This is a genomic window from Pseudomonas sp. Ors-4-3C, assembly GCF_055755035.1.
Window position 1 is genome coordinate 4505505 of sequence record NZ_CM146900.1, and the last position, 12613, is coordinate 4518117.

General features: G+C 61.4%; 12 protein-coding genes and 1 pseudogene. 5 read left to right on the forward strand and 8 right to left on the reverse strand.

The genetic code is table 11. From position 1 onward, the window contains the following. Window positions 1–78 precede the first annotated feature (78 nt). The 4 genes and pseudogenes from ACVHNU_RS20290 to ACVHNU_RS20305 all read right to left on the reverse strand — a co-directional run. Window positions 79–705 carry a LysE family translocator gene (locus tag ACVHNU_RS20290; protein WP_400509177.1) on the reverse strand — a complete coding sequence of 209 codons (627 nt, stop codon included), beginning with the start codon at window positions 703–705 and terminating at the stop codon, window positions 79–81. Between the two features lie 75 nt (window positions 706–780). Further along, entirely contained in the window at window positions 781–1380 is a 600-nt protein-coding gene (locus ACVHNU_RS20295; RefSeq protein ID WP_103521180.1) for a flavin reductase family protein, read from the reverse strand. A gap of 173 nt (window positions 1381–1553) precedes the next feature. Further along, entirely contained in the window at window positions 1554–2114 is a 561-nt protein-coding gene (locus ACVHNU_RS20300; protein WP_400498496.1) for a methyl-accepting chemotaxis protein, read from the reverse strand. Beyond that, window positions 2094–2918 (reverse strand): annotated as a pseudogene (locus tag ACVHNU_RS20305) (PAS domain-containing protein); the annotation flags it as partial. The pseudogene ACVHNU_RS20305 and the gene ACVHNU_RS20300, both read right to left, overlap by 21 nt. A gap of 192 nt (window positions 2919–3110) precedes the next feature. Between ACVHNU_RS20305 and ACVHNU_RS20310 the strand changes: the two are divergent. Next, window positions 3111–4481: a GntT/GntP/DsdX family permease gene (locus ACVHNU_RS20310; RefSeq protein ID WP_400509174.1), complete on the forward strand. Its 1371-nt coding sequence runs from the start codon at window positions 3111–3113 to the stop codon at window positions 4479–4481. Window positions 4482–4487: 6 nt separating this feature from the next. Here the strand turns inward: ACVHNU_RS20310 and ACVHNU_RS20315 are convergent, their stop codons facing one another. Next, window positions 4488–5801 carry an MFS transporter gene (locus ACVHNU_RS20315; RefSeq protein ID WP_473018190.1) on the reverse strand — a complete coding sequence of 438 codons (1314 nt, stop codon included), beginning with the start codon at window positions 5799–5801 and terminating at the stop codon, window positions 4488–4490. 313 nt (window positions 5802–6114) lie between these two features. On the opposite strand from ACVHNU_RS20315, the gene ACVHNU_RS20320 reads away from it, so the two are divergent. Beyond that, complete coding sequence (locus ACVHNU_RS20320) at window positions 6115–7533, forward strand: short-chain fatty acid transporter (RefSeq protein ID WP_047599146.1); 1419 nt, start codon at window positions 6115–6117, stop codon at window positions 7531–7533. Between the two features lie 36 nt (window positions 7534–7569). Here the strand turns inward: ACVHNU_RS20320 and ACVHNU_RS20325 are convergent, their stop codons facing one another. Beyond that, window positions 7570–7713, reverse strand: coding sequence for a HepT-like ribonuclease domain-containing protein (locus ACVHNU_RS20325; RefSeq protein WP_103486152.1), 144 nt, complete (start codon window positions 7711–7713; stop codon window positions 7570–7572). Continuing rightward, entirely contained in the window at window positions 7710–8000 is a 291-nt protein-coding gene (locus tag ACVHNU_RS20330; protein ID WP_473018191.1) for a nucleotidyltransferase family protein, read from the reverse strand. Before ACVHNU_RS20330 ends, ACVHNU_RS20325 begins: the two co-directional genes overlap by 4 nt. A 147-nt stretch (window positions 8001–8147) precedes the next feature. Here ACVHNU_RS20330 and acpA point away from each other — a divergent pair, with 147 nt between their 5' ends. The 3 genes from acpA to ACVHNU_RS20345 all read left to right on the forward strand — a co-directional run bounded on the left by acpA (window position 8148) and on the right by ACVHNU_RS20345 (window position 11838). Continuing rightward, a complete protein-coding gene (gene acpA, locus ACVHNU_RS20335) occupies window positions 8148–9842 on the forward strand; it encodes an acid phosphatase (protein WP_473018192.1) in 1695 nt (564 codons plus the stop codon). 120 nt (window positions 9843–9962) lie between these two features. After that, window positions 9963–11144, forward strand: a complete 1182-nt coding sequence (locus ACVHNU_RS20340) for a hypothetical protein (protein ID WP_473018193.1) — start codon at window positions 9963–9965, stop codon at window positions 11142–11144. 178 nt (window positions 11145–11322) lie between these two features. Then, window positions 11323–11838: an SET domain-containing protein gene (locus tag ACVHNU_RS20345; RefSeq protein WP_473018194.1), complete on the forward strand. Its 516-nt coding sequence runs from the start codon at window positions 11323–11325 to the stop codon at window positions 11836–11838. A gap of 6 nt (window positions 11839–11844) precedes the next feature. On the opposite strand, the gene can is transcribed toward ACVHNU_RS20345, so the two are convergent. Beyond that, entirely contained in the window at window positions 11845–12489 is a 645-nt protein-coding gene (gene can / locus ACVHNU_RS20350; protein ID WP_003228196.1) for a carbonate dehydratase, read from the reverse strand. Window positions 12490–12613 lie beyond the last annotated feature (124 nt).

Sequence of the window (12613 nt, forward strand, 5' to 3'; positions counted from 1 at the left end):
TACGCAGAAACAAGAAAAGGCTTACCGCGAGGTAAGCCTTTTTTCATGCAACGGGTTTAACGCGCAATATCACCCGGCTCAGCGATTAGCCACCAGATGCGCCCCAAACAGCAGATAACAACCACCGGCCAGGCGATCCAGCCATTGCCGTGAACGCTCGTAAACACTCGCGATCCGGCGGCTGGCGAAGAACAGCGCAACGCTGCAATACCAACTGAACGACAGCGTGGCCATGGTCAGCACGGCCAGTGTCAGCAGTAGCGGCGGGACGTGGGCCGGCATTGCGGTGGCGAAGATGGTGGCGACGAACAGTGCCGACTTGGGGTTGGTCATGTTGCCCAGAAAGCCCCGCCCGTAGGCGCCCAGCAGGGTCTGTTGCGACTCATCCAGCGTACCGGCGGCAATCGGCGCTTTGCGTTTGAACTGCTTGAGGCCGAGGTAGATCAGGTAGCAGCCACCGGCGATCTTGAAGCTCAGGTACAGGGTTGGCGCCGCGCTGAACAAGGTCTGAATCCCCAAACCGCCGGCCAGGCCCCACAACACGGTGCCGGTGGCGACGCCCAGCGCCGCGACCACGCCATGGCGTCGGGAACGGCTGACCGCCAGTTGGGCGATATTGAAGAAGTTCGGGCCGGGGGTGACCACCGCGACCGTCCACAACAGCGCCAGCGACAGCAACGGGGCGAGATAAAGCGAAAGGTCCATGGGGCGAGCGCCTGATTGGTTCGACAATGCCCCACACCTTGCTACATCCGGCGCGCGTTTTCCATCAGATGCAGGTCACAGCGGCAGGGTTTTACCGTCCACCGCATCGCCAATCGTCAGGAAATGTCCGCCGGCCACGTGGTGCAGCGTGCGCAAGCCATCATGCCCGTCGAAATGCCAGCGGCCGTCGCTGAACACCCGCTCATCGGCCTGGGCGGCGATGACTTCGGCGAGGAACAGGTCGTACTGCTCGTGGTTGCGCGGTTCTGGCAGCAAGCGGCATTCGAGCCAGGCCACGCAGCCTTCGAGCAGAGGCGCCTCGACGGTTTCACCGGCGAAGGTTTGCAGGCCATAAGCCTGAAACTTGTCCTGCCCCTGATTCTGCTGGATCTCCAGACCCGAGGTATTGCCGACGGTTTGCACGATGTCTGCCTGATTGACGCACGGCACGTTGAGCACAAACGTGCCGGACGCTTCGAGCAACTGGCGCGTCCAGGTGGACTTGTCGAGGACGACGGCGACTTTCGGCGGTTCGAAATCCAGCGGCATCGCCCAGGCGGCGGCCATGATGTTGCGCTGGCCGTCATGGGCAGCGCTGACCAGCACGGTCGGCCCGTGATTGAGCAGACGATAGGCTTTGTTCAAGGGCACCGGGCGGCGGTGGGAAGCACTCATGGGGATCTGCTCCGGGGAAAAGGAACAGATTGTAGCGCCAGACCACAGAAAGAAGGCGGATGAAAAACCTGTGGGAGCGAGCTTGCTCGCGAAGGCGATAGGTCAGTTACATCGATGTTGAATGACACACCGCATTCGCGAGCAAGCTCGCTCCCACATGGGATCAATTGAGATTAGTTAGAGAGTTGATTGGCAAACTGACCGACCGCATCCACCACTTTCTGCGCGCCGTCCTGGATCTCGACGATCACCGTGCCCGCCTCCGCCGCCAGCGCCAGGCCTTGCTCGGCCTGCAGCTTGCCATCGGTCATCAGCGCCACAGCATTGCGCGCCATCTCCTGATTCTGTCGCACCACGGTGACGATCTCTTCGGTCGCCTGGCTGGTGCGCGAGGCCAGTTGCCGTACTTCGTCGGCCACCACCGCAAAACCTCGGCCCTGTTCACCAGCGCGAGCCGCCTCAATGGCGGCGTTGAGCGCCAGCAGGTTGGTTTGCTCGGCAATGCCGCTGATGGTTTTGACGATGGTGCCGATCACCTGCGACTGCTCGTTCAGCGCCTCGATGCCCTCACCGGCCGCCTGCATGTGTCGCGACAGATCGCGCATCACATTCACCGCCTCGGTGACCACCGTGGTGCCACGTTGCGCGGTGTTGTCGGTTTGCTGCGAAGTGCTGTAGGCAATGCTCGCCGCGTCGGCAACCGCTTGTTCGCGGTTGACCTGATCGGTGATCACCGTGGCGAATTTCACCACTTTGTACAGTTTGTTGTTGGCATCGACCACCGGGTTGTAAGACGCCTCCAGCCACACCGTACGACCATGGCTGTCGACCCGCTTGAAGCGCTCGGCGACAAACTCACCGTTGTTCAGGCGACGCCAGAAATTCTGGTACTCGGCGCTGTTGTACTCCTCGGGTGTGCAGAACATCCGGTGATGTTTGCCTTTGATCTGCGCCAGGCTGTAACCCATACCGTTGAGAAAACGCTCGTTGGCATTGAGCACGTTGCCATTGAGGTCGAACTCGATCACCGCCGTCGAGCGCACCAGCGCACCGATCAGGTTTTCGTGTTCGCGAGAGGCTTCGATGGTGCGGGTCAGGTCGCTGGAGAAAATCGAGAAATGCTTGATCCGCCCGTCCGAGGAACGCACAGGTTGCACGATGGAGCGCAGCCACGCCTCTTCGCCATTACCGCGCGAGAGGCGCACGGCCCCGGCGAAATGCTCGCCCCGCGTCAGTGCGGCCTTGAAGCGATGATGGAATTCGTCGGACTTCACATGCGCCGGGACGATGTCTTCAATGGCACGCCCCACCAGGTCCTGGCTCTTGTAGAGCATCTCGGTCAGGAAGTTCTGGTTGACCGACTGGATCCGCCCATCGGCCTCCAGGGTCAGCACCAGCATCTCGCTTTCCAGGCTTTCCTTCACCTGCAGCAGGCTGGAGAGTTCTTCACGAAGAGTGGCCAGCTCTTGCTTGAGGCGTTTGTTGAACATGGGAAAGTACCGATAGGCAGGGTAGAAAGCGGGATGCAGCCTAACCATCGGCCTTGGAAAAGTTTTCTGAAGAGCGATTGAGACCGGTCGGTCAAAAATAATCCCATCGGGCTTTTGCTCCTATTCATCGCCCTCACTGAGCCGTTACAAAAGCCACCGCTCTGGACCGGCCACTTCAGGTATTCTCAGGGAAAATTGCAACAACATGTTGCCGGTAACTGCCCGATAAGGAGTCCCGTTTTGGATTTATCGACCGCTGCCTGGATGGTTCACGATACCCGTCTGATTCTCTGCTGCCTGTTGGCGATTGCCACAATTATCGTGTTGATCAGCGCCACCAAACTTCCGCCCTTTCTCTCGATCCTGATCGGCACTTTTATTGCCGGTGTCGGCGCCGGTTTGCCCCCGGAAGACGTGGCCAAGGCGTTCAGCAAAGGCGCCGGGGCGATTCTCGGTGAGGCCGGCATCATCATTGCCCTGGGCTCGATGCTCGGCGCGCTGATGGCCGAGTCCGGCGCGGCCGACCGCATCGCTTCAACCTTGCTCGGCCTGGGTAAAGGCAAGTCCCTGCCGTGGGTCATGGCGCTGGTGGCGATGGTGATCGGCCTGCCGCTGTTCTTTGAAGTGGGCCTGGTGATGATGGTACCGATCATCTTTGTCATGGCCCGTCGTTCGGGTCAGCCACTGTTGAAAATCGCGATTCCGGCCCTGGCCGGGATGACCACCCTGCATGCCTTGATGCCGCCGCACCCCGGGCCGCTGATCGCGGTCAGCGCGCTGCATGCGGACCTTGGGCTGACCATGTTGCTGGGCTTCAGCATCGCGATTCCGGCGGTGATTCTGGCGGGGCCGCTGTACGGCAACTGGCTGTCGAAACGCATGCACGTCGATGAACCGGCAGAGCTCGGCGCACTGTTCAGCGCCCCACCGAAAGCGCCGCGCCAGCCGAGTTTCGGCATGTCGCTGCTGATCATTCTGTTGCCGGTGCTGCTGATGCTCGGCAGCACCCTGGCGAAAGTCGCGATGAGTCCGGAAAGCAGCGTCGCCCTGACCCTGAAGTTCCTCGGCGAACCGTTGGTGGCGCTGGGCATTGCGGTGATGGCGGCAGTGATCTGCCTCGGTTGGGCCAACGGCATGCCGCGCGAGCAAGTTGGCGGCACGCTGCGCAAAAGCCTGGCACCGATTGCCGTGTTGCTGCTGACGATTGGTGCCGGCGGCGGCTTGAAGCAGACCTTGCTGGATGCCGGCGTCAGCCAGACCATCAGCAAAGTCGCCGAAGGCGCGCACATGCCCTACCTGCTGCTGGCCTGGCTGATTGCCGTGGCGTTGCGTCAGGCTACGGGTTCGGCGACAGTCGCGACCACGACGACGGCGGGGATTCTGGCGCCGATGATGGCCGGACTCGCCGCGACGCAGAGCTCGTTGGTGGCGCTGGCGATTGGCGCCGGCTCAGTGTTCTTCTGCCACGTGAACGATGCCGGTTTCTGGATGGTTCGCGAGTACTTTGGCTTGCAGCTTAAGCAGACGATCTGGGTCTGGTCGATTCTGCAAACCATTGTCTCGGTGGTGGGACTGGTCGGGACGTTGCTGTGGTGGCACTGGCTGACCTGACACTCGTCAGGAACAGGGCGCCACGGATTGGCGCCCGACACCGCTCATGCGCGAACCGAAATACGCTGCACTGACAATGCCGACCGCACCCATCACCGCACAGAACATCACGCAGATCCATGGGCTCCACGGCATCAGACCGATCAGCAACAGCGGGGTGATGCTCGCCCACGCGGCGTAGGCAATGTTGTAGGTGAAGGAGATGCCCGACACGCGAATCCGCGCCGGAAACAATCCGACCATCACCGACGGCACCGCGCCGACCACACCACAGGCCAGACCGGCGATGGCGTATGCCAGGCCTACCCAGTTGCCGCCCGTGATCAAACAGCTGTAAAGCACGCCAACGCCCAATGGCAGCAGCAGGCTATACAGCATGACCGTGCGCCAGGCACCGATGCGATCGACCAGCAACCCGGCAATCACACAGCCGATGTTGAGGAAGACAATGCCCAACGCGCTCAGGGCAAAGGTGTGACTGGCGGTCATGCCGAAGGTTTTCTGCATCATGGTCGGGGTGATGACCACGAACACCACCACCGCCGACGTCAGCACGCAGGTCAGCAGCATCGCTGGCAACATCGCCAGACGATGCCCGCGCAGCACCGTGCGCAGCGGCAGTTCGACCCGCGCTTCACGCTGGGCTTCCATGGCCATGAACACCGGGGTTTCGCTCAACCAGCGGCGCAGGTAGACACCGATCACGCCGAACACACCGCCGAGCAGGAACGGATAACGCCAGGCGTAATCAAGGATCTCCGCCGGGGTGAACACCTGCGCGAGGAACGTCGCGGTCAGCGCGCCGATCAAGTAACCGAAGGTCAGCCCGGCCTGCAAAAAGCCCAGCGCGTAACCGCGATGCCCGGCAGGCGCGTGCTCGGCGACGAACACCCAGGCGCTCGGGACTTCGCCGCCGACCGCCGCGCCTTGCAGGATGCGCAGCGCCAGCAACAGCAGCGGCGCGAAATAGCCGATCTGGGCATAAGTCGGCATGATCCCGATCAGCAGGCACGGCAGCGCCATCATCAGGATGCTCAGGCTGAAAACCTTTTTACGGCCCAGGCGATCGGCGAAATGCGCCATCAGAATTCCGCCCAGCGGGCGCGCCAGATAACCGGTGACGAAGATCCCGAAGCTTTGCAGCAGACGCAGCCACTCGGGCATTTCCGGCGGAAAGAACAATTGGCTGAGGGTCAGGGCGAAGAACACGAAAATGATGAAATCGTAGATCTCCAGCGCCCCGCCGAGAGCCGCAAGGCCGAGGGTCTTGTAGTCGGAACGGCTGAACGGCGCCGGTCGCGCTGTGGATTGGGCAGTCATGGCAAAGAACTCTGGCAGGCAAAAAACCAAGGCGCCCATGGTCTACGCAAATCCGCCTGGGGACAACCCGTTAGACCATAGTCCCGGATGGGCAAAACCTGCTCACAAAATGGCGGCGGTTGATTTACTGTTGAGGCTTGTCTGCAGCCACAGTCCAGTGAAAACCTGTGGGAGCGGGCTTGCTCGCGAATGCGGTGTGTCAGCCAAATCAGCGTCGACTGACACACCGCATTCGCGAGCAAGCCCGCTCCCACCCAAAGCACTCAGCGTGCTGCAGACCTGAAAATAACCATAAAAATCCGAGGTACTCCCTGTGGCCGTTGATATCGAAGATAGCCGCTCCGCGCGCTTTGCCTTGCGCTGTTCAAGCTTTGCCGAACGTTGGTTCCCCGATTCCTGGGTGTTCGCCGCACTGGCGGTGATCATTGTCGCGCTGGCCACTTTGGCCATGGGCGCCAAACCCACCGATGCCGCGATGGCCTTCGGCGACGGGTTCTGGAGCCTGATCCCGTTCACCATGCAAATGGCTTTCGTGGTAATTGGCGGCTACGTCGTCGCCAGTTCGCCGCCGGCGGTCAAGCTGATCGACAAACTGGCGCGCATCCCGAAAAACGGCCGCTCTGCCGTGGCCTGGGTCGCGCTGATCTCGATGGTCGCCTCGCTGTTGAACTGGGGCCTGTCGCTGGTGTTCGGCGGTTTGCTGGTGCGCGCCCTCGCCCGTCGCACCGATCTGAAAATGGATTACCGCGCGGCCGGTGCGGCGGCGTATCTGGGCCTGGGCGCGGTCTGGGCGCTGGGCCTGTCCTCATCGGCGGCGCAGTTGCAGGCCAACCCGGCTAGCCTGCCGCCGGCGATCCTGTCGATCACCGGGGTGATTCCGTTCACCCAAACCATTTTCCTCTGGCAGTCCGGCGCCATGCTGCTGGCGCTGATCGTGATTTCGATCATAGTCGCCTACGCCACCGCGCCCGGCCCGAACTCTGCGCGCGATGCCAAGGATTGTGGCATCGACCCGGCGTTCAACCTGCCACCGCTGCAACCGCGCACCCGGCCCGGCGAATGGCTGGAGCACAGTCCGCTGCTGATCATCTTGCTGGTGCTGCTGGCCGCCGGCTGGCTGTTCCACGAGTTCTCGAGCAAACCGGCGATCACCGCGATTTCCGGGCTCAACACCTATAATTTCCTGTTCATCATGCTCGGCGCCCTGCTGCACTGGCGTCCGCGCAGCTTCCTCGATGCAGTGGCCCGGGCGGTGCCGACCACCACTGGCGTGCTGATCCAGTTCCCGCTGTACGGCTCGATCGCCGCGCTGCTGACCACGGTCAAAGGTGCCGACGCACAGACCCTGGCGCATCACATCTCGACCTTCTTCGTCAGCATCGCCTCCCACGACACCTACGCGTTGCTGATGGGCGTGTACTCGGCGATTCTCGGCTTCTTCATCCCGTCCGGCGGCGGCAAGTGGATCATCGAAGCGCCGTACGTGATGCAAGTCGCCAACGATCTGCAATACCACCTCGGCTGGGCGGTACAGATCTACAACGCCGCCGAAGCCCTGCCGAACCTGATCAACCCGTTCTACATGTTGCCGCTGCTGGGCGTGCTCGGCCTGAAGGCGCGCGACCTGATCGGTTTCTCGTTCGTGCAATTGCTGGTGCACACGCCGCTGGTGCTGTTCTTGCTGTGGGTGCTGGGGACGACATTGGCGTATACGCCGCCGGTGATGCCGTAGATTGACGAAATTGCACCTGCCTCATGGCAGGTGCAATCAATGTTGCTCGGAGGGCAGGAATCTCAACAGTTCAGGCAAAGCAACTTGAACCGTTTCCCAGACGACATCCAGATTGATGTCGAAGTAGCCATGAGCGATCCGGTTACGCATCCCGCGCATGCTGCGCCGGTTCTCGATCATACGGGACGGGCCTGTTCAAGAACCTGCTGACGAAATTTCAGCGGAAGGTCTCCCGGCGTCACCAGGTCGACTGTAACTCCAAGCAAATCTTCAAGCTCGACCTGAAGCCCGCCGAGATCAAACAAGGTGGCACCGGGCAAGGGATCCACCAGTAGATCAAGGTCACTACCTTCCATATCGGTACCCAGCAAGGTCGAGCCAAAAACTCGCGGATTGGCCACACGGAATCTGCCGACAACCTCGCGAACGGCAGCTCGTTGCAGATCAAGAGCAATGGAGGGTTTCATGGTTCACTCAGGCCAGTTTCGATATCGCAGCAGTCTAGCAGTGCCGAAGAGCAGTAGACACCGCACCATTTGTCACCTAACTGTCACATTGCCTTGCTAGCGTCCGCCCGAAACAAACTGAAACAATTAAGCAGAACGGGCTGACAGATGAAAGACGAGACAGACGGCACTGACGCACCTGAATCCGACAACCCCACCGACACCAGTCGCCGCCGCTTTCTCGGCGGTGTCGCCGTCCTCGGCGTGGGCGCGACCCTGGCCGGCTGCGGCAACGCCAGCGATCAACCGGGTAAACCAGTCGAGCGCCCGCTGACCCCGACCGAGCTGGACAAGGCCCTGCGCGATCAGGTGAAAACCGTGGTGGTGATCTACGCCGAGAACCGCAGCTTCAACAACCTGTTCGGTGATTTCCCCGGTGTCGAGAAACCGCTGTCGGCGCTCAAGCCTGCCGATTACCAGCAACGTGACCGCGACGGCAGCCTGCTGCAGACGCTGCCGCCAGTCTGGGGTGGCGTGCTGCAGATCGGCCCGCAAACGCTTGATGGCGTGACCTACCCCAGCGCCACGCAGTTTCAGGAAAACCTGCCCAACGCGCCGTTCGCCCTCAAGGGCCCGAATGCCGAAGATTTGCCGTTCGGTCTGGTGACCCGCGATTTGTGGCACGTGTTCTATCAGAACCAGATGCAGATCAATGGCGGCAAGAACGATGGTTTTGTCGCCTGGGCCGACTCCGGTGGTTTGACCATGGGGCACTACGCCCAGAGCCGCTACTCGCTGCGCCTGTGGGATGTGGCGCAGGAATTCGTGCTGTGCGACAACTTCTTCCAGGGTGCCTTCGGCGGCTCGTTCCTCAACCACCAGTACCTGATCAGCGCCACCGCGCCGTTCTATCCGGACGTAGCCAATTCGGTGGCCAAGTCACAGATTGCCGTCCTGCAAAGCGATGATCCGACTGACCCGCGCCTCAAGCCACTGGAACAGTCACCCGCCAGCGCCATGACCGGCCCGCCGCAGTTCGGCCCGAGTGCGCTGACCCCGGACGGCTTCGGCGTCAACACCCTCGCTCCGCCGTACTGGCCGACGTGGATTCGCGATCCGGAACGTCCGGAATATTCCAAGGCCGATCTGCCGAACGTCATGGTGCCGCAGACCCACGAGCACATTGGCGACAAGCTGTCGAAGAAGAACGTCGACTGGGCCTGGTACGCCGGCGCCTGGCAGGCGACGCTGGAGCAGTACAAGGATTCCGGCGGCATTCCGAAAATCCCCAACTTCCAGTATCACCACCAGCCGTTCAACTACTTCAAGCAGCAAGGCCCGGAAAACCCGGACGAGCGCAACAAACGCCTGCGCGATGCCGGCCTGGGCGATGAATCAAGCACCAACAAGTTCTTCGCCGATGCCGAGGCCGGCAAGTTGCCAGCGGTGACGTTCTACAAGCCCCAGGGCAACCTGAACATGCACGCCGGTTATGCCGACGTCGCCTCCGGTGACCGGCACATCGTGCGCGCCCTGAAGGTGCTGCGCGAAAGCCCGCAGTGGAAAAACATGGTGGTGATCGTCACCGTCGATGAAAACGGCGGCTGGTGGGACCACGTGGCACCACCCAAGGGTGATCGCTGGGGCCCGGGGTCGCGGGTGCCGGCGCTGGTGGTATCGCCATTCGCCCGCAAAGGCACGGTGGATCACACGGTCTACGACACGGCGTCGATCCTGCGCCTGATCACCCGAGTGTTCCAACTGGAAACCCTCGACGGCCTCAAGCAGCGCGATGAAGCGATGATCGCTCGCGGCCAGAAACCCATGGGCGATCTGACCAACGCCCTGCATTTTCAGGTCTGAAAAATGAGTTCTGCGGGCTGACGCAAAAATCCGTGAATGACGGCTTCTCTGTGCAACACGGCTGATCCACTATGAAGCGCCCCGAAACCCCGGGGAACCCACGCTGAAAAGGATCTGAGCATGTTCAAACTCGCAGGATTTACCCCCGCAGTGCTTACCCTCGCCGCGCTCACCCTGAGCGCGGCTGCCCACGCCGATGTCGACCTGAAGCTGGGCAGCACCGAGCGCGTCACTCGCCTCTTCGCCTACCCCAACAACTGCAGTGTGATCTGCTATCGCAACTGGTCGCTGGAGCAGACCGTCGCCCATTACCTGAGCCAGAGCGTGCAGCGCGATGGCTACACAAACGCCAAAGTCCTGGTGAAGAACGATAACGGGCAGGTTTACGCCGAGATCAGCGGCGTCCCCGAAGGCTACGACAAACCGTTGTCGGCGCTGCTGGATGCCGGTGACCTGGCCTATACCGGCGCCAGCAAGCTCAATGCCGATGGCAAATGGGCGTACAGCTGGTATCTGTTCCTGCCGCTGGGCATGGCCCTGGAAAACCGCAAGAGCGTCGAACTGCTGCACTTCCCGCCGGATTACTCGCTGACCCAGGCCCAGGATTATCTGCGCTCGAACACCACCGATCGCTGGGCCACCCTGCTGACCGTCAACGGCATCCCGACCGACCAGACGCCGGCCTATCAGACCATCATCGACATTGCACCAATCGCCGCGCCATCCAACGCCGGCAGTGATCTGGAAGGCGTCTACGACTACTTCAAGGACTACCAGACCACGCTGGTCAAGCAGTTCAGCCAGACCGCCGCCGGCACCACCCTGCCGATGGTCGCCTTCGGTGCGCCGGTGCGTAACTGGATCAAGCAGCAATACGGCCCGACCGTGGCCGTATTGGGTCTGGCGACCATCAGCCCGAGCGCAGGGGTGAACGTGCCGGTGCTGGGTTCGAACCACCCGAGCTACATCTGGTACGCCGCCGACCCGGCCAGCTACGACGGCGATGAAGCGAAAGCCGATGCCGCCGGTTTGAAGGTCATGGGTCAGGACTTGAGCGCCGCTTGCTGGCAAGCCGGGATGGGCAGTAAACCCGGCACCGATGCGAAAGCCCTGCTCAACAGCTGTACGCAGACCTGGCAAGTGACGCAGAAGGTCAAGACCTGCGAGCTGTTCTACACCTCGATCCGCAACCTGACCCCGGCACAGGCCGCCGCCAAGTGCTCGACCACGCCAATCAAGGCCCAGTTGCAACAGCTACAGGGCGAATTGCCGGCCCCTGCTGTTCCCGCGCCACACCTCTGATCTGCAGAAAAGACTTCCCGTGTCAGCCATTGCTGACGCGGGAAGCAGCCAATTACGCCTGTCAGATCTGACAGTAGACGGTTTGTGTCAAACACTGGAGGATTGGATCCAAACATGTTGCAGAGCTGACAGGATGTCAGACCCGAGAAGTCGCAGCATCTGGCTGACAGGGATCGTTATGAAAAACCAGGCACATCAGCACCACGTTCCACGCGACGCGCCAGGCATCTACCCGTTCGCCGGGTTGCCTGTGCGTCTGGGTTTTCCGTCCACTGTCGATTTCGAAATCGTGCAGGACGAACATGGCCGCGCTGCCGTTGTGGCGCGTCGGGAGTTCCTGCGCATCACCAGAATGTGCCGCATTTCCGGACAACTGCTGCCCTACCGCTGCCGCCAGAGCCGTCAGTTGCTGAGCGGCATCCATATCTACGACCCGCGCTTTTGCGGGTTGCTCGAACATGCCTGCGATCCGAATGTGTTTCTGGACATGAGTGAACTGTGGCTGTGGGCGCTGCGCGACATTCAGCCGGGTGAACGCCTGAGCATCGACTTCGCCTCCACCGAAGACCGCTTGCTGCAGCAGTTTGCCTGCGACTGCGGCTCACCGCGCTGTCGTGGATGGATCACCGGTTACGATGAACCACCCACGATCGAGGGCCAGCACTTTTTACAGCGCTGGCGAGGTGCGCACTGATCGGGATTACAACGCGCCGACCGGACGCAGACGATATTGCGGCGGCAGTTGCTCGAAACCACTGATGGTGGTGTTCAGGCTTTTCCAGCGACCGTCCTTGATGCCGTAGATGCAGCCGTGAATCGACAGGCTCTGGCCGCGATGCCAGGCGTTCTGGATGATGCTGGTGTGGGCGACGTTGGCCACTTGCTGGACGACGTTGAGCTCGCAGAGGCGGTCGACCTGCTCTTCCTCGGTCGGCAGCTTGGCCAGTTCTTCACGTTTTTCGTAATACAGGTCACGGATCGAGCGCAGCCAGCCATCGATCAGGCCGAACTGGCGATCCTGCATCGACGCGCGCACACCGCCGCAGCCATAGTGGCCGGTAACCAGGATATGTTTGACCTTGAGCACGTCGACCGCGTACTGAATCACCGACAGGCAATTGAGGTCGGTGTGCAGCACCACGTTAGCGACGTTACGGTGGACGAACAGATCGCCCGGCAGCATGCCGACGATCTCGTTGGCCGGCACCCGTGCGTCGGAGCAGCCGATCCACAGATATTCCGGGGTCTGCTGGCGCGCCAGCTTGGCGAAGAAATCCGGGTCTTCCTTGGTGATCGCGTCAGCCCAGCGCTCGTTGTTATCAATCAGGTCTTGTAAGTCGTGCATGGTTAAGGCCTCAAGAAAGATGCGCAGGTATGACAAACGACCGCCCGTCGGGGTCACGCAAGGATCGCAAGTGTTTTCGTTGGAATTCTCGTGTTCCCGGTGTGTCCACCTCAGTAAGGCCCAC